Source organism: Sphingomonas segetis (genome assembly GCF_009720245.1).
GTDB lineage: Bacteria > Pseudomonadota > Alphaproteobacteria > Sphingomonadales > Sphingomonadaceae > Sphingomicrobium > Sphingomicrobium segetis.
Map to the genome: position 1 here is coordinate 1 of NZ_WJSQ01000060.1, position 15,525 is coordinate 15,525.

General features: G+C 66.1%; 16 protein-coding genes. 7 read left to right on the forward strand and 9 right to left on the reverse strand.

The features are described 5' to 3' along the window. The first annotated feature begins 66 nt into the window (after positions 1–66). Genes mnmG through GH737_RS07670 form a run of 4 tightly spaced genes read left to right on the forward strand, consistent with a single transcriptional unit; the run spans position 67 to position 3,939 of the window. Entirely contained in the window at positions 67–1,656 is a 1,590-nt protein-coding gene (gene mnmG, locus GH737_RS07655; RefSeq protein ID WP_338061774.1) for a tRNA uridine-5-carboxymethylaminomethyl(34) synthesis enzyme MnmG, read from the forward strand. Beyond that, on the forward strand, positions 1,653–2,261 hold the full coding sequence (gene rsmG, locus GH737_RS07660) for a 16S rRNA (guanine(527)-N(7))-methyltransferase RsmG (protein ID WP_155264251.1): 609 nt from the start codon (positions 1,653–1,655) through the stop codon (positions 2,259–2,261). The genes mnmG and rsmG overlap by 4 nt, the downstream gene beginning before the upstream one ends. Next, entirely contained in the window at positions 2,258–3,040 is a 783-nt protein-coding gene (locus tag GH737_RS07665; RefSeq protein WP_155264252.1) for a ParA family protein, read from the forward strand. Before rsmG ends, GH737_RS07665 begins: the two co-directional genes overlap by 4 nt. After that, positions 3,037–3,939 carry a ParB/RepB/Spo0J family partition protein gene (locus GH737_RS07670; protein ID WP_155264253.1) on the forward strand — a complete coding sequence of 301 codons (903 nt, stop codon included), beginning with the start codon at positions 3,037–3,039 and terminating at the stop codon, positions 3,937–3,939. Before GH737_RS07665 ends, GH737_RS07670 begins: the two co-directional genes overlap by 4 nt. Here the strand turns inward: GH737_RS07670 and holA are convergent. Genes holA through GH737_RS07690 form a run of 4 tightly spaced genes read right to left on the reverse strand, consistent with a single transcriptional unit; the run spans position 3,936 to position 8,420 of the window. Continuing rightward, positions 3,936–4,958 carry a DNA polymerase III subunit delta gene (gene holA / locus GH737_RS07675; RefSeq protein ID WP_155264254.1) on the reverse strand — a complete coding sequence of 341 codons (1,023 nt, stop codon included), beginning with the start codon at positions 4,956–4,958 and terminating at the stop codon, positions 3,936–3,938. The genes GH737_RS07670 and holA overlap by 4 nt on opposite strands. Positions 4,959–4,960: 2 nt before the next feature. Beyond that, on the reverse strand, positions 4,961–5,455 hold the full coding sequence (gene lptE, locus GH737_RS07680) for an LPS assembly lipoprotein LptE (protein WP_155264255.1): 495 nt from the start codon (positions 5,453–5,455) through the stop codon (positions 4,961–4,963). After that, positions 5,452–7,971 (reverse strand): leucine--tRNA ligase, encoded by a 2,520-nt coding sequence (gene leuS / locus GH737_RS07685; protein WP_155264256.1) that lies wholly within the window; start codon positions 7,969–7,971, stop codon positions 5,452–5,454. The genes lptE and leuS overlap by 4 nt, the downstream gene beginning before the upstream one ends. 14 nt (positions 7,972–7,985) lie before the next feature. Then, complete coding sequence (locus GH737_RS07690) at positions 7,986–8,420, reverse strand: DUF3576 domain-containing protein (RefSeq protein ID WP_155264257.1); 435 nt, start codon at positions 8,418–8,420, stop codon at positions 7,986–7,988. A 50-nt stretch (positions 8,421–8,470) separates the two neighbouring features. Between GH737_RS07690 and GH737_RS07695 the strand changes: the two genes are divergently transcribed. Further along, positions 8,471–9,322, forward strand: a complete 852-nt coding sequence (locus GH737_RS07695) for a porin (RefSeq protein WP_230558691.1) — start codon at positions 8,471–8,473, stop codon at positions 9,320–9,322. Here GH737_RS07695 and GH737_RS16030 read toward each other — a convergent pair. Then, positions 9,312–9,764, reverse strand: coding sequence for a thiamine phosphate synthase (locus GH737_RS16030; protein WP_155264258.1), 453 nt, complete (start codon positions 9,762–9,764; stop codon positions 9,312–9,314). The two genes, GH737_RS07695 and GH737_RS16030, sit on opposite strands and share 11 nt — an antisense overlap. A gap of 23 nt (positions 9,765–9,787) precedes the next feature. On the opposite strand from GH737_RS16030, the gene GH737_RS07705 reads away from it, so the two are divergent. Next, positions 9,788–10,447, forward strand: coding sequence for a YggS family pyridoxal phosphate-dependent enzyme (locus GH737_RS07705; protein WP_155264259.1), 660 nt, complete (start codon positions 9,788–9,790; stop codon positions 10,445–10,447). Continuing rightward, complete coding sequence (locus GH737_RS07710; RefSeq protein ID WP_155264260.1) at positions 10,444–11,127, forward strand: HAD family hydrolase; 684 nt, start codon at positions 10,444–10,446, stop codon at positions 11,125–11,127. Before GH737_RS07705 ends, GH737_RS07710 begins: the two co-directional genes overlap by 4 nt. On the opposite strand, the gene ribA is transcribed toward GH737_RS07710, so the two are convergent. The 4 genes from ribA to GH737_RS07730 all read right to left on the reverse strand — a co-directional run. Beyond that, positions 11,112–12,167, reverse strand: a complete 1,056-nt coding sequence (ribA, locus tag GH737_RS07715; protein ID WP_420853430.1) for a GTP cyclohydrolase II — start codon at positions 12,165–12,167, stop codon at positions 11,112–11,114. The two genes, GH737_RS07710 and ribA, sit on opposite strands and share 16 nt — an antisense overlap. Then, entirely contained in the window at positions 12,164–12,946 is a 783-nt protein-coding gene (locus tag GH737_RS07720; RefSeq protein WP_155264265.1) for an exodeoxyribonuclease III, read from the reverse strand. The genes ribA and GH737_RS07720 overlap by 4 nt, the downstream gene beginning before the upstream one ends. Positions 12,947–13,207: 261 nt before the next feature. Continuing rightward, on the reverse strand, positions 13,208–13,813 hold the full coding sequence (locus tag GH737_RS07725; protein WP_155264266.1) for a LolA family protein: 606 nt from the start codon (positions 13,811–13,813) through the stop codon (positions 13,208–13,210). 86 nt (positions 13,814–13,899) lie between these two features. After that, positions 13,900–15,525: DNA translocase FtsK (locus GH737_RS07730; RefSeq protein WP_155264261.1), on the reverse strand; the 1,626-nt coding region annotated here is incomplete at its 5' end.

Below are 15,525 nucleotides of genomic sequence, written 5' to 3' on the forward strand. Positions count from 1 at the left end.
GGTGAGGACGCGGGTGACCGACGCACTTCGATCGCTCGATTTCTAAGCCGAGGGCGGCGCTCAGCCGTGACGTTCCGCGAAGAAGATGTCGGTCAGATGTCCTGCAATCCGTCCATCGGGGGTGTCGGCAAGGGCCACCTCGTGCGCGAGCTCGACGTGTTCGACGGCCTTATGGCGCGATCCGCCGACTGCGCCGCGATCCACCGCCGGATGCTGAACCGCAGCAAGGGGCCTGCCGTGTGGGGGCCGCGGGTTCAGGCGGATCGGAAGCTCTATCGGAATGCCGTTCAGGCGCTGATTCAGCAATCAGGCGTCGAGCTGCTCGTTGGCGAGGTCCTCCGCGTTCTCCTCCGCAGCGGGCGGGTTGTGGGCGTGGAAACCAGTGTCGGGAGGGTCCCATGCCGCTCGGTCGTGGTCGCGACGGGCACGTTCCTCGATGCGCGCATGTTCGTTGGCGAGCAGATCTTGGAGGGGGGTCGGCGCGGCGACCGTGCCTCGAGCGCGCTGGCGGAGCAGATCCGAGGCATCGGCCTGGGGCAGGGACGGCTCAAGACGGGAACGCCGCCGCGGCTTGACGGTCGAACCATCGACTGGGCGCGGCTCGAAGAACAACCGAGCGACCCGGATGACTGGACGATGTCGGCGCTCGAGGAAGGGCTTCGTCCGACGCAGCTGCGGTGCGCGATCGCGCGAACGAATATTCGAACCCATGAAATCATCGCAGGGAACTTCGGCCGCTCGCCCTTGTTCGCTGGCTCCATCGAGGGACGGGGGCCGCGCTACTGCCCTTCGATCGAGGACAAAGTGAAGCGCTTCTCTGGCCGGGAGACCCACCAAATCTTCCTCGAACCCGAGGGGCTCGGTGACGCGCTGGTCTATCCGAACGGCATTTCGACTTCGCTGCCGGCGGACGTTCAGGTGAGGTTCGTCCGCAGCATCGCCGGGCTCGAGCGCGCGAGGATTGTTCGACCCGGCTATGCCGTCGAATATGAATTCGTCGATCCGCGGCGTCTGAACCAGACGCTTGAAGTGCGCGATGTTCCGGGGCTGTTCCTAGCGGGGCAGATCAACGGCACGACCGGCTACGAGGAAGCGGCGGCGCAGGGACTTGCCGCAGGTCTCAACGCGGCAGCCGTCGCGCTCGAGCTCGCTCCGGTCCGCTTTGACAGGCGCACGTCATACATCGGCGTGATGGTCGACGACCTCACGCTTCAGGGGGTGAACGAGCCTTATCGGATGATGACCGCACGGGCAGAATTTCGCCTTTCGCTGAGAGCGGACAATGCCACGGCTCGCCTCGGTGAGGCGGCACTTGCCGCCGGCTGCGTGTCGGAGCGCCGCCGCCGGCAGATCGAGGAGCATCTCGCGGCGCGTTCGAGCGCGGCCTGGGCGGGAACCGCCGAAGGGCGCGCCGACGCGCTCTATCGACCATATGTCGAACGGCAGCAACGCGAGTGGGATGCCGTCCGGCGCGATTCGCGCGTGCGGCTGACGGCTCTGGATTATTCCTCGATCCCCGGGCTCTCCAAAGAGATGGTGGAGCGGCTCTCCACCTCTCGTCCTGAATCGTTGGACCAGGCATCGCGGGTTCCTGGTGTCACTCCGGCGGCGCTGTCGGCGCTTTACGTCGCGGCCTCCCGGCGCGCCGCCGCATGATCGAACGGTTGGCGCAAGTTGCACGGCGTCCTGTTTCACGTGAAACATTCGACCAGCTGGAACGCTATGCCGGGCTTTTGCGCGAAGAGAATGCACGGCAAAACCTCGTTTCCGCGGCGACGCTCGAGCATGTCTGGGATCGGCACATTCTGGACTCGGCGCAACTCGTGCGGCACGAGCCGCGGAGTGGCGCCTCGTGGGTCGACATAGGGTCGGGCGCAGGTTTGCCGGGGGTAGTGATCGCCTGCATCGTCGACGGATCGGTGACGTTCGTCGAGCCGCGGCGGTTGAGGGCCGAATTTCTCCACAGGGTCGTCGCCACGCTCGATTTGAGGGCGACGGTCCTGTGCGCGAGGGCCGAGCGCGTCGAGGAGAAGTTCGACGTGATCACTGCGCGCGCCCTCGCGCGGCTGACGCGGGTCCTTGAGATATCCGCACATCTGTCCACAGGAAATACCGTTTGGGCGCTTCCGAAGGGGCGCAGCGCACCGGCTGAACTGGCCGAAGCGCGCAAGTCATGGCAAGGTGACTTCTACTTGGAACCGAGTGTCACCGGCGCGGACAGCTTCGTCGTTGTCGGGACAGGGGTGAGGGCGAGGAAATGATCCGCATCGCGGTGGCCAACCAGAAGGGCGGGGTCGGCAAGACCACGACCTGCATCAACCTTGCGACGGCGCTCGCCGCGATCGGCTGGCGGGTGTTGCTGGTCGACCTCGATCCGCAAGGCAATGCTTCGACCGGGATCGGGGTCGCGGCTTCCAAACGCAGACGTTCCAGCTACGACGTGCTCATCGGGAGCGCGTCGGCGACGGAGGCAGCCGTTGCGACGCGGGTGCCGAGGCTCGACCTGCTTCCGGCCACCGTGGATTTGTCGGGCGCCGAGATAGAAATGGTATCCCTCGAAGATCGTGCGCACCGGCTGGAAAAGGCGCTGGGCGCCGCTCCCGCCGGTCGCTGGGACATCTGCCTGATCGATTGTCCCCCATCGCTCGGGCTGCTGACCGTCAACGCGCTGGTGTCGGCTCAATATTTGCTCGTGCCGTTGCAATGCGAGTTTTTTGCGCTCGAGGGGCTGAGCCAACTGCTTCAAACCGTCGAGCGGATCCGCGTGGCCTTCAATCCGCAGCTTTCGATTCTGGGGGTAGCGCTGACGATGTTCGACCGGCGCAACAACCTTTCGCAGGCGGTTGCCGAAGACGTGCGCGCATGCCTCGGCCCGGCGGTGTTCGATACGGTCGTGCCGCGCAATGTCCGCCTGTCCGAGGCGCCGAGCCATGGCCTGCCGGCGTTGATCTACGACCTTCGCTGCGCTGGCTCCGAAGCGTATGTCCGTCTCGCGCGCGAACTGATCGGACGCCTGCCGCAGTTGGCGGAGGCGGCATGAGCGAGCGGCCGGCCAAGGGGCTTGGGATGGGTCTCCAGGCGCTGCTTGGCGAAGCCGGGCGGGCGCCGGCGCCCGAAGGGCAACAGAACGAAAGCCGCGGCGGCCCGCGCGAGATCGAAATCGGCCGGATTCGACCCAATCCCGAGCAGCCGCGCATCTTGTTCGATGAGGCGGCACTTGAGGAGCTCGCCGAGTCGATCCGCGAGCGCGGCGTGCTCCAGCCGATCCTGCTCCGACCGGATGGTGATGGCTATATTATCGTTGCGGGCGAACGCCGCTGGCGCGCGGCGCAGCGGGCGCGGCTGCACGCGATCCCGGCGATCGTCCGCGACATCGACGAGTCCACCACGGCCGAGCTGGCATTGATCGAGAACATCCAGCGCGAGGATTTGAACCCGCTGGAAGAGGCGCAAGGCTACAAGCAGCTGATCAAGCGCCATGGCCACACCCAGGACGGTGTCGCAGGTCTCGTCCACAAATCGCGAAGCCACGTCGCGAACTTGCTGAGATTGCTGGAACTGCCCGAATTTGTCAGGCAATCGCTATTGCAAGGCGATATCAGCATGGGTCACGCGCGGGCCGCCGCGAATGCTCCCGACCCGGAGGCGCTCACGCGCGAGGTCATCCGCAAGGGCCTGTCGGTTCGCCAGACCGAAGACCAGGCGCGGCGCGAAAAGCTCAGGCCCGGCCCCGGCGCCGCGATCGGCCGGGCAAGCGCGCGCAATGCCGGAAAGGCCGCGGACGCGGACCTCCAGGCACTCGAGCGCCAGCTCGGCGACATCCTCGGCCTCAAGGTGCAGGTCAGCAACAGGGGCCAGGGCGGTTCGGTGACGCTCTATTATTCGAGCCTCGACCAGCTCGACATGATCTGTCAGCGGCTCTCGGGAGAGCAGATCTAGGCCGATCGGCTCCGCGCCTTGCGGGCGATCGCGAGCAGCTCTTCGCCGAGCGCCTCGCGCTGCGGCGCTTGCGAGAAGAGCAATTCACGCTGAAGGGCCCCGGCGCGCTCCGCGATCCGCGCGAGATCGCCAGCCGTCCACCACTGAAGCATTCGCTCGACGGAAGCTTTGTCTTTCCAGAACAAGGATCTGCCGAGTGATGTCATGACGGCGCCGACGCGTTCGCCGCGTTCAACCCGGGCCCGGGCCGGTGCGAGGAAGAGCAGACGGCGCTGCAGCGACCGAACGGCGGGAATGGCATCCGACCCGCTCGCCGACAGCCGCGTCGCGGATTCGGCAACTCCGGCGATATCCCCGAGGAGCGCGAGGTCTGCCAAGCGCTGGAAATCCCCCTCGCTGCTCTCTGCGCCGACGGCATCAAGCGCGTCATGCTCGAGCTCCCGCGGCGAGTGAGGCGAGGCGCCGATGTAGAGGGCAAGCTTCTCGAGCTCCTGGGCAACGATCGCCTGATCGTTGCCGCAGGCGTCCGCGAGCCTAGCCGCGACCGGGGGGGCGACCTTGAGGCCCACTCGCCGGCCAAGATCGGCGACCATCCGGGCTGCATCTTCGCCTTCGGGCGCGTAAGCGGTGAAAGCCAGCGCATGTGGGGACGCTTCGGCAAGCTTGAGCAGCGGCGAAGACCTGGCAAGCGCACCGGCGATCGCGGCGACCGGACTTTCGACCGCGTCGGCCGCGAGCAGCGCCTCGATCGCCTCGGCAATGTCGTTGCCGGCGGGCTCGATCCATATGAGCCGCCTCTCTCCAAACAAGCTTAGCGCCGCCGCCTCATCCGCCAGAAGCGCGGGATTACCCTTGATCGAGCCGGAGGAGAGCACGAGCTTGGCCGCGCCGAGCGCTTCGAGCAGCCGCGCGGCGAGCGCGCGTGACTGGCCTTCGTCCTGGCCGAGGAAAAGGTAGAAGCGGACTTTGGGATCGGGCTGCTCGACCGCGCGACGGATCGCTGACTTGCTGGCCTTCATGTCTAATGCGTCGTTCGCGCTGCGTAGATCGCCAGCCGTGCGACGATCTGGTCGGCAACAATTGCCGACAGGTTCTCGAGCGCGGATTGCTCCGCCGCGACGGTCGCATATTCACTGCTGACACTGTCAATGCTGGCGTCAGATCCGGCGGTTTCGTCGAGCAACACCGCGCCACTGGAAAGATCGACGAGCTGATATCGCGCGCGGAGCGTCCGCCGCTCCTGGGTCGCCGCCCGGTCGGCGCGCAGCCCGTAGGTGGTGATATTGTCGTCGAGCGTGACGTCGAGCCGGTATTGCGGCACGCCACTGCCGCTCTCGCCGAGCCGGTCGATCAGCTTGGTTCGCACCAGCCAGCCCTGCTGCCCGGGGATCGGGCCGACGTCCACGGAGCGCAGCAGGCCTGACACGGCACCGGTGCTGCCGCCTCCGTACAGCGGGTGAAGCCCGCATGCCGCGAGGAGCAGGATCAAGGGAACAATAGCGAGGCGCCGCATCATGCGACGATATTCACCAGCCGGTCGGGAACGACAATGATCTTGCGCGGGGCCGCGCCGGCGAGCTGCCGCCGGACGTTTTCCGAAGAGAGCGCGAGAGCTTCCGCGGCCGCGCGGTCGAGGCCGCGCGGAGCAGTGACCGTGTCGCGCAGCTTGCCGTTGACCTGCACCGCCAGTGTCACCTGATCATCGACGAGCATCGCGGGGTCGAAGCTCGGCCACGGCGCGTTTGCGACCAGTCCTTCGCGGCCGAGGACGAACCAGCATTCCTCCGCCAGGTGCGGCGCCATTGGTGCAATCAGCAGCACGAGCGTACGGATTGCGTCAGCCCTCGTGGCGGACGGCCTGGCCTTTTCGATGGTGCTGGCGAGCTCGTAAAGCTGCGCCACCGCCTTGTTGAACTGGAGCGCCTCGATCGCGTCGCTCACGCCGGAAATCGTCCGGTGCAGCTTGCGTCCGAGCGCTGCGTCTTCGCCGTCGTCGGTGCCGGTGCTGTTGGCGAGCTTCCACACCCGCTGGACGAAACGCGATGCGCCCTCGATTCCTCCTTCGGACCACTCGAGGTCGCGTTCGGGCGGGCTGTCCGAAAGCAGAAACCAGCGCGCGGCGTCAGCACCGTAGCGTTGCACGATCGTGTCCGAATCGATCACGTTGCGCTTCGACTTCGACATTTTCTCGACGCGGCCCGCAATGACCGGGTGGCCGTCCTCGATATGCACCCAATCATCGCCGTCACGCTTCACCTCATCGGGGCTGAGCCAGCTCCCGTCGCCGGCGCGGTAGGTCTCGTGGGTGACCATCCCCTGTGTAAACAGACCGTTGAACGGTTCGGCCATGTCGAGCTTGCCGAGGCGCTGCAGCGCGCGGGTCCAGAAGCGGGCGTAGAGCAGGTGCAGGATCGCATGCTCGACGCCGCCGATATATTGCGCGACCGGGAGCCACTTCTCGGCCTCGGCGCGATCGAACGGCGCGTCCGTGGGCTGGCTGGCGAAGCGGATAAAATACCAGCTCGAATCGACGAAGGTGTCGAACGTGTCGGTCTCGCGCATTGCCGCGCCGCCGCACGCCGGACATTTGACATGCTTCCAGCTTGGGTGCCGGTCGAGCGGGTTGCCGGGCGAATCGAAACTGACGTCCTCGGGCAGGACAACCGGCAGCTGGTCGCGAGGAACCGGAACCGGCCCGCAACTCGGGCAACGGATGATCGGGATCGGCGTGCCCCAGTAGCGCTGGCGCGACACGCCCCAGTCGCGCAGGCGATACTGGACGGTGCCGTGGCCCCAGCCCGCCGCTTCGGCCCGGCGGATGATTTCCGCTGCGGCCTGCGTTGTCGTCAACCCGTCGAGGAACCGGGAATTCACCGCAATTCCGGGCGAACACGCCGCTTCTTCTCCGATGGGCTCGGAGGCGAGCTCGGAGCTTGCGGCCACCACCCTTTGGATGGGCAGGTCATATTGCGTCGCAAATTCGAAATCGCGGTGGTCGTGTCCGGGCACCCCGAAGATCGCGCCGGTGCCGTAATCCATCAAAACGAAGTTCGCGATGTAGACCGGTAGCCGCCACTCCGGGTCGAGCGGATGCACGACCTCGAGCCCGGTCGCATAGCCCTTCTTTTCTGCAGTCTCGATCTCGGCGGCGCTCGTGCCGCCCGCCTTGCACTCCGCGACGAACTCCGCTGCCTTTGCATCCGTCGCGGCAAGCGACCGGGCAATCGGATGATCCGCGGCAACGGCGACGAAGCTCGCGCCGAAAATCGTGTCGGGCCGCGTCGTGAAGACCTCGACGTCCTCGGTGCCGCCAACCGGCTCGGTCAGGCGGAAGCGGAACTGCAAGCCGCGGCTCTTCCCGATCCAGTTCTCCTGCATGACCCGGACCTTCTCCGGCCATTGGTCGAGCGTCTTGAGGCCCTCGAGCAGGTCGTCCGCGAAGTCCGTGATCTTGAGGAACCATTGCGCGAGCTTGCGCCGCTCGACCGGCGCCCCGGAGCGCCAACCGCGCCCGTCGATCACCTGCTCGTTTGCGAGCACGGTCATGTCGACGGGGTCCCAATTGACCTCACTCTCCTTGCGATAGACGAGGCCCGCCTCGAACAGGTCGAGGAACAGTGCCTGCTCGTGACCGTAATAAGCCGGATCGCAGGTCGCGAGTTCGCGGCTCCAGTCGAGCGCAAAGCCGAGCCGCTTCAGCTGCTCGCGCATCGCCGCGATGTTCGACCGGGTCCATGTGCCGGGGTGGATGCCGCGCTCCATCGCCGCATTTTCCGCCGGCATCCCGAACGCGTCCCAGCCCATCGGGTGGAGCACTTCGTGGCCCTGCATCCGGCGGTAGCGCGCGAGCACGTCGCCCATGGTGTAATTGCGCGCGTGGCCGACGTGGAGCCGCCCCGACGGGTAGGGGAACATCTCGAGCACGTAGGTCTTGGGTTTGTCGCTGTCGCTGTCGGCTGCGAAACAGGCTTCTTCGGCCCACCGCGCCTGCCAGCGGCGGTCGGCCTCGTTCGGGTCGAAACGCCCGGTCATGGCACGTCCCTGGCTTAACCCGGAACGGTTGCGCGGCGCAGGTCGCGGGCCCGGGTCAGGATGATGTCCTCGAGCTTCTGAACCGTCGCCGCCGAAACCGGTGCATCGACCCAGATGCCGTTCTGATATACCTGCCGGGCAGCCGACACGCGGAGCGCATCGGCACGAAGATCAGGGTCAAGCACCGCGACCGTCAGCTTCACCCGCTCACCGGGCGTTTTCGGGTTGGCATACCAGTCGGTGATGATGACGCCGCTGTTCGGGTTGGCCTGGAGCAGGGGGGCGAAGGAGACCGTGTCGACCGCCGCCTTCCATAGATAGCTGTTCACCGCGATTGTCGTCACCCGCGACGGCGCAAGGCGGGTCGGCAGATTCCTGTTGCGGGCACAGCCGGTGCCAACAATCGCGAATATCAGGAGAGCAGCAGCGGTCGAGTGCAGGCGATTCATCGGCGATCCTTGGTCAGCGGAGCTTCATGCGGGCGTTATAGTGCTGGCGTATGTCTCGCAAGCGCGGCCCGCCGGCAGTCGATTATGTGCTTCCGCGGCAACAGGGGATGAACGAATCGACTCCGCTCATGGAACCTTCAGCTTGGCCGGACTATATCGACTCACGAACGGGGAGATTGTTCGTGCTGAGTCTCGCGAGAAGCAGGAAGGCCAGATGGGTTGCGGCTGTTGCCACGGCCGGTCTCGTGCTGACTCCGGCATTCGCGGCGACCAGTGGCGAGAAGCGGCCGCCGGCCGTTTCACTGAGCTTCGACAGCCTCTCTTCATTCACGCCCGCTAATGCGGATCCGAAGCTCGCCGCCGCGCTTGCCGGCAAGAGCCTGTCGCTGACCGATTTCAAGTTCACGCCGGCACCGGCCAAGGGCCGCCCGTCGCAGGTCCGGGTCGCGATCCGCGCGCGTGTCAATGCGCCTGCCCAGGCAGCGGTGGCGCAGGCGAGCGCGCCGACCGCAGCGGTCAACGCGCTGACCCCGACCAGCTACAATCTCGGCGTCGCCGTCGGCTGGCGCCGCTTCGCGGTCTCGGGCGATGTTGCCAAGACCAAGCAGCCCGATCCGGCGATCGGAGGCCGCGAGAGCGCGGTCGTCGGCGTTAGCTACTCGCTCAAGAAATTCACGGGCCGAGTCGCCGTCGGCGCCGACCGTTCAGACGGCAAGGCGCTCCCGGCGCTCCGCCAGGGCGACACCTACTCGCTGGACGTCGGCGGCTCCTATTCGCTCTCCCGTCGCGTCGCTCTGACTGGCGGCGTCCGCTACAATGTCGAGCGCGACCGCCTGTCGGCGCTTCAGGACAACCGCCGCGACAGCCAGGCAGTCTACATCGGAACCGCGTTCAAGTTCTGAACGCCGAAATTCCGGCCCAGCCTCGGAATCCCAGATTCTCGATGCGCGCGAATTTGCGCGCGTCCATCCCGCCTAGAGCGATCAATCGCCGGCCGGCCAGCCGGGCGAGCGCCGCCGCGCGCATCCGCGGAATCGGTGGCCAGTCTGGATGGCTGGGCGTGGGGAATATCGGCGAAAGCAGGATGAGCGGCGTTCGGCGAAGCACTGCCCCGCGGAGCTCACGCACGTCATGGACACGAGTGGCCGTCCCCGGATGTTCCTTCGCGATCATTAGCTCTCGCTGACGTGCTACGCGTCGCAGCTGCCGCATCCGACCCGCGGGCAGCGATCCGAGCACCAGTACGCCGCTGCCGCGATCCAGGCGTGACATGGCGCGGGTCGGGTCCGCGCTGTCGGATTCAACGATCAGCCACTGGCGCGGGACTCTCTGGCGGCGGCGCATGGCCGTTCCTATAGCGCCTCTCGATGAGCAGTGCCGCACAGAGACGAGAGCGAATTCTCGCTCGCATCGCGCACGCGGCGACACTCGCCAGGCGCGACTCTTCGGACCTCCAGCTCATCGCGGTGAGCAAGGGCCGCTCGGCGGACGAGATAGAGGCGCTCATTTCCGCGGGGCAGCGGGACTTCGGCGAAAACCGTGTTCAGGAAGCGCTCGAAAAGTGGCCAGCGCTTCTCACCCGCCATCCAGGCGTACGCCTGCACGGAATTGGCCGGCTGCAGTCGAACAAGGTTCTTGAAGCAGTGAAGTTGTTTACCTCGATCCACTCGCTCGATCGCCGCTCGCTGCTCGACGCTTTGGTGAAGGAAGGGGAGAAGGCGGGCCGCACCCCCGCGGTCTACGTCCAGGTCAACATCGGCGGGGAAGAGCAGAAGGGTGGCTGCGCGATTGGCGAGGTCGATATGCTGGTGGAGGCGGTGCGTGCGTCACCGCTGCATCTTGCCGGACTCATGGCTATTCCCCCGGTCGGGCTGGAGCCAGCACCCTATTTCGCCCTGCTGGGAAAGCTCGCCCGGCGCCATGACGTCGCAGGCTTGAGCATTGGAATGTCGAGCGATTTCGAGACCGCCGTAATGCTCGGGGCAACCGCCGTTCGAATCGGCACAGCCTTGTTCGACGACGAATGACGAGCTTCGACGCAATCATCTTCGACTTCGACGGGGTCCTGCTCGAAAGTGAGTTCGAGGCCAATGTCCAGCTCGCGCAGCTTCTGACGGACCTGGGGCACCTCCACACGCCGGCAGAAGCCATCCGGCACTACACCGGTCTCAGCGGCGACGACTTCATCGCGGCCGTCGAAGGGCGGATTGGGTCGCCCCTCCCGACCGAATTCCACGACCGCATGAAGGAGCAGAGCATTCGCGCGCTTGGGGAAGGAATCGAGGCGGTCGCAGGAGCGATCGATTTCGTCCGCTCGCTTCCACCGGAGCTGTCAAAGGCAGTGGCATCGTCCAGCTCGACGAAGTGGATTCGCGGCCATCTCGACCATCTCGGTCTCGCCGGCGCTTTCGGGGAGCACATCTACAGCGGCCGCGAGCATGTTACCCGCGGCAAGCCGGCGCCCGACATCTACCTCCACGCTGCGGAGCAACTCGGCGTTGCAATCCACCGCTCCGTCATTCTCGAGGATTCCGAGGTCGGTGCCAAAGGGGCGTTGGCATCGGGCGCGACCGTGATTGGCCTTGCGGCAGGGCGTCACTGCTTCGACGGACATGATGAAATGCTTCGCGGGACCGGGATCGACCACGTCGCGCGCAGCTTCGACGAGGTGGCACGACTGCTCGGGCTCAATCAGACCAGCAGGTGACCGCTCTTCCTGCGCTTGGTCGCGAGATAATCGGCGTTGTGAGGGTTTGCGGGCATTTGGTGTGCGACACGCTCCGTCACCTCGATCCCCGCAGCGTCGAGGCCCTGGACCTTCTGCGGATTGTTCGTGAGCAATCTCACCCGGTCGATCCCGAGCGCCCGAAGCATCGCCGCGGCGTCGCCGTAATCGCGCTCGTCGTCCGCGAACCCGAGCCTGCGGTTGGCATCGACCGTGTCGAGCCCGCGGTCCTGCAGCGAATAGGCGCGGAGCTTGTTGGCAAGGCCGATCCCGCGGCCTTCCTGCCGCAGGTAGAGGAGAACGCCGCCGCCCTCCTTACCGATGATGTGCAGCGCCTCCCTGAGCTGCGGCCCGCAATCGCACTTCAGCGACCCGAACACGTCCCCCGTCAGGCACTCGCTGTGCAGGCGCACGAGCGGCGGCTTGCCGGCGAAGGCGCCGACGACGAGCGCGACATGCTCCTGCCCGTCATCCGACGCGCGAAAGGCAACGATCTGCGTCGGCGGCATATCGTCGAGCGGCAGCTTAGCGCGCGCGATGATCCCGACCGACGACCGCTGCTGCAGAATCGCCTCTGCGCGGACAACGGCATCACCGGAATCGTTTCCGAAAAGCCACAGTGCTGGCAGCAGCCCCGCCAAGCGCACCAGCGCGAGCGCTGCCCCGCTTTCGACGGCCGCGTCGAGTGGAATGGGTTGGAGTGGCCCGAAGGGCCCGCGGTCGAGATCCCTTCCGGGATCGGCGATCGCAAGTGCGGTGCGCGCGTCCAGCCACGCGGCGCGCTCGATCACGACTGGCGCGCGCGGGTCGGCAGCATTGCGCTCGTTGGCGAGCTTGAGTGCAGCGGCGCGGTTGCCGCTGATCATCAACCGCGCCGTGGTTTCGGGATCACGCAGGTCGAGCATCTCATGCGTGGTCGTTTCGACTGCGGCGACGGTCAGCTCCCGATCGCCGGCGATACGAACCGGGCGCCCCAACCGCAGCATCGCGACAGCGAGCCGCACGGCGCCCGACCCGCTCAAACCTCGAGCTCGCAGATCAGAGGCACATGGTCGGACGGCCGCTCCCAGTTGCGGCAAGGCTCGAGGACGCGATGTGAGGCGACATGGCGGCCGATTTCGGGTGAGCACCACATGTGGTCGAGGCGCCGGCCGCGGTCGTTCTTCGTCCAGTCGGGCGAGCGATAGCTCCACCAGGTGAAACAGCGCTCGGGCGGGGGGACGAACCGACGCCCGATATCGACCCAGCCGTGCGCCTGCTGGAGCCGGCCAAGCGCCTCCACCTCGATCGGCGTGTGGCTGACGACCGTGAGCAGCGCCTTGTGGCTCCAGACATCGCACTCGAGTGGGGCGACGTTGAAGTCGCCGACGATGATGGTCGGCTCGCGCAGCGCGTCGGACCAGCGGGTCATCCGTTCTATGAAGTCGAGCTTCTGGCCGAACTTCGGATTCACGGTCCTATCCGGGGTGTCGCCCCCAGCGGGAACATAGACGTTCTCGATCCGGATTCCGCATTCGAGACGGGCGCCGATGTGGCGCGCCTCGCCATTGTCCTGCCAATCGTGCTTGCCCGGATCCTTCAGCGGCACCCGGCTGAGGATCGCGACGCCGTGATGCATCCGCTGGCCGTTGAGGTGGCGGTGGATGTAGCCGTGGCGGTCGAACAGCTCGGCCGGGAAGATGTCGTCGAGCACCTTCGTTTCCTGGAGGCACAAGATGTCCGGCTGCTGATCGGCGATCAGCCGCTCAACGAGCGCAGCTCGAGCGCGCACCGAGTTGATGTTCCAGGAAGCGATTTTGATTGCCGTCACGACGTCCGATGTAGCTAGGCTCTTCTGCCTTTGCGAGCGAAGCGAGCACCTCGCTCGCATGCCAGCGCGAGCGAAATCGAAAAAGGCCCTCGCTCCGGGGGCATGGAGCGAGGGCCGCCAAGCGTTCGTCACGCAAGGGATCCTGGGACCCGGGTAACAGGGGGAAACCCCAAGTCTTCAGAATCGCTCTTCAATCTAGGCTGCCATGCCTGACGCGGCGATGAACAAGTCGCAAATTGAAACCCGTTAGCGCTATCTTTTCTTCGGCTCGCGATAGGTGAAGGCGCTGTCCGGGACCGCGACATTGTAGCGGACGTTCGACAACTTCACGGTCGTCCGGCGATTCTGCCCGTCGATCGCGGTCCAGCCATAGAGCTGCAAGCCACCGGGCGCCGAGCCGCTGCGCAGGAAAACGAGCGTCACGGAGCCGTATTGCGCGGGGTCACGGGCACGCACCGAGACGACATTCTTGTTGTCGCTGGGGACGATCTGCGCGCGGCCCTTGAGGTCGGGCGAGCTCGACAGAAGGACGCCCAGCGGCGTGCGATTGAGCGGCCAGCTCGACTTCTGCCCAACCTGGTAGTCGATCAGCGTCAGAGTCTTGCCGTTGGCGACCAGTAGCAGGTCGCCGCTGCCATATTCGAAGCGGACCTTGCCCGGCCGCTCGAGTTGCATCTTGCCCGCGGACGAGCGTCCGCGCGAATCGGTCTGCGTGAAATTGGCGGTCATCGTGTGGACGCTGCCGATGTGGGCCTTGAGGTGCGCCATGTCGGCGGAGTCCTTGGCGGCGGCCGGCGCCGCGCAGACGACGATCGCCGCCGGCACGAACGCGCGCACGAATTTCGTCGGGAAGTTCATGTCGAAGCTCCTGGAGATTTGCGCCGGAAACTGGCGTTTAGCCATTGAATGCGCACTGAACCTTGCGGTTCCGAAGCGTTCAGGAGTCAGATCGGGTGTCCGTCAGGGTCGATCAGGACTTCGCGGCGGCCGACGTGGTCCGGCTGGCCGACGAGGCCGTCCTTCTCCATGCGTTCGATCAGCCGTGCGGCGCTGTTGTAGCCGACGCGCAGCTGGCGCTGGAGGTAGGAGACCGATGCCTTCTGGCTCTCCGCGACGATCTGCACCGCCTTGCGGTAGAGCTGGGTCTCTGCATCGTCCTCGCCGGTCGGCTGGCCGTCGAACAGATAGCCGCCGTCCTCCGGCTCCTCGGTGACGGCCTGGACGTAGTCCGGCGCGCCCTGCTTGCGCCAATGCTCGGCTACCGCGCGGACCTCCTCGTCGGACACGAACGGACCGTGGACTCGGATGATCTGCTTGCCGCCCGGCATGTAGAGCATGTCGCCCTTGCCCAGAAGTTGTTCGGCGCCCTGCTCGCCGAGGATCGTGCGGCTGTCGATCTTGCTCGTCACCTGGAAACTGATGCGGGTCGGCAGGTTCGCCTTGATGACTCCGGTGATGACGTCGACCGAGGGGCGCTGGGTGGCCATGATCAGGTGGATTCCGGCCGCGCGGGCCTTCTGCGCGAGGCGCTGGATCAGGAATTCGACCTCCTTGCCCGCGGTCATCATCAAATCGGCGAGCTCGTCGACCACGACCACGATCTGCGGCATGACCTCATAGTCGAACTCTTCATCTTCATAGACGGGCTGCCCTGTGTCGGCGTCGTAGCCCGTTTGGATGCGCCGCTTGAGCTTCGAGCCCTTGGCCTTGGCTTCGCGAACCTTCGCGTTGAAGCTCGGCAGCGCGCGCACCCCGAGGTTCGCCATCTTGCGATAGCGCTCCTCCATCTGCTCGACGGTCCATTTGAGCGCCCGAATCGCCTTGCCGGGTTCGGTCACGACCGGCGCCAGCAGGTGCGGGATGTCGTCGTACATGCTCAATTCGAGCATCTTCGGGTCGATCATGATCAGTTTGCACTGGTCGGGGCCGTATCGGTAGAGCAGCGACAGGATCATGCAATTGAGGCCGACCGACTTGCCCGATCCAGTCGTGCCGGCAACGAGCAGGTGTGGCATCGGCGCCAGATCCGCGATGACGGGGTCGCCGGCGATGTTCTTGCCGAGGATCAGCGGAAGCGACATGTTCTGGTCCTCGAACGCCTGGCTCCCGATGAGCTCGGAAAGCGAGACCATCTCGCGCTTCGGGTTCGGCAGCTCGATCCCAATGACGCTGCGCCCGGGAATCGTGGCGACGCGGGCGGAAAGCGCGGACATGTTGCGCGCGATGTCGTCGGCGAGCTGGATCACGCGGCTCGCCTTGATGCCGCTCGCGGGCTCGAGCTCGTACATCGTGACCACCGGCCCAGGCCGAACCTCGACGATTTCGCCTCGGACGTGGAAGTCGTCGAGCACCGATTCGAGCAGGCGCGCGTTCCGCTCGAGCCCGGCGCGGTCGATTTGCTGGCGTCCGTCCTTCGGCGCGGGCGCGAGCAGGTTTAGAGTCGGGAGCTGATAATTGTCGCCAAGCGCGAGGCTCGGCTGAGCGACCGACTTGCGGTCCCTGCCGCGACCGGCGGGGGCCACCTGCCGCGACGGCTCGGCGACGGCCACGGTGGGCCGCGATCTCGGCGG

Coding starts and splice junctions, on each gene's coding strand:
- holA (WP_155264254.1), bottom strand. CDS start 4,958: ATGAAGGCCAGCAAGTCAGCGATCCGTCGCGCGGTCGAGCAGCCCGAT.
- GH737_RS07705 (WP_155264259.1), top strand. CDS start 9,788: ATGAGCAGTGCCGCACAGAGACGAGAGCGAATTCTCGCTCGCATCGCG.
- leuS (WP_155264256.1), bottom strand. CDS start 7,971: ATGACCGGGCGTTTCGACCCGAACGAGGCCGACCGCCGCTGGCAGGCG.
- GH737_RS07670 (WP_155264253.1), top strand. CDS start 3,037: ATGAGCGAGCGGCCGGCCAAGGGGCTTGGGATGGGTCTCCAGGCGCTG.
- GH737_RS07710 (WP_155264260.1), top strand. CDS start 10,444: ATGACGAGCTTCGACGCAATCATCTTCGACTTCGACGGGGTCCTGCTC.
- lptE (WP_155264255.1), bottom strand. CDS start 5,455: ATGATGCGGCGCCTCGCTATTGTTCCCTTGATCCTGCTCCTCGCGGCA.
- GH737_RS07690 (WP_155264257.1), bottom strand. CDS start 8,420: ATGAATCGCCTGCACTCGACCGCTGCTGCTCTCCTGATATTCGCGATT.
- GH737_RS07665 (WP_155264252.1), top strand. CDS start 2,258: ATGATCCGCATCGCGGTGGCCAACCAGAAGGGCGGGGTCGGCAAGACC.
- rsmG (WP_155264251.1), top strand. CDS start 1,653: ATGATCGAACGGTTGGCGCAAGTTGCACGGCGTCCTGTTTCACGTGAA.
- GH737_RS07695 (WP_230558691.1), top strand. CDS start 8,471: ATGTCTCGCAAGCGCGGCCCGCCGGCAGTCGATTATGTGCTTCCGCGG.
- GH737_RS16030 (WP_155264258.1), bottom strand. CDS start 9,764: ATGCGCCGCCGCCAGAGAGTCCCGCGCCAGTGGCTGATCGTTGAATCC.
- GH737_RS07725 (WP_155264266.1), bottom strand. CDS start 13,813: ATGAACTTCCCGACGAAATTCGTGCGCGCGTTCGTGCCGGCGGCGATC.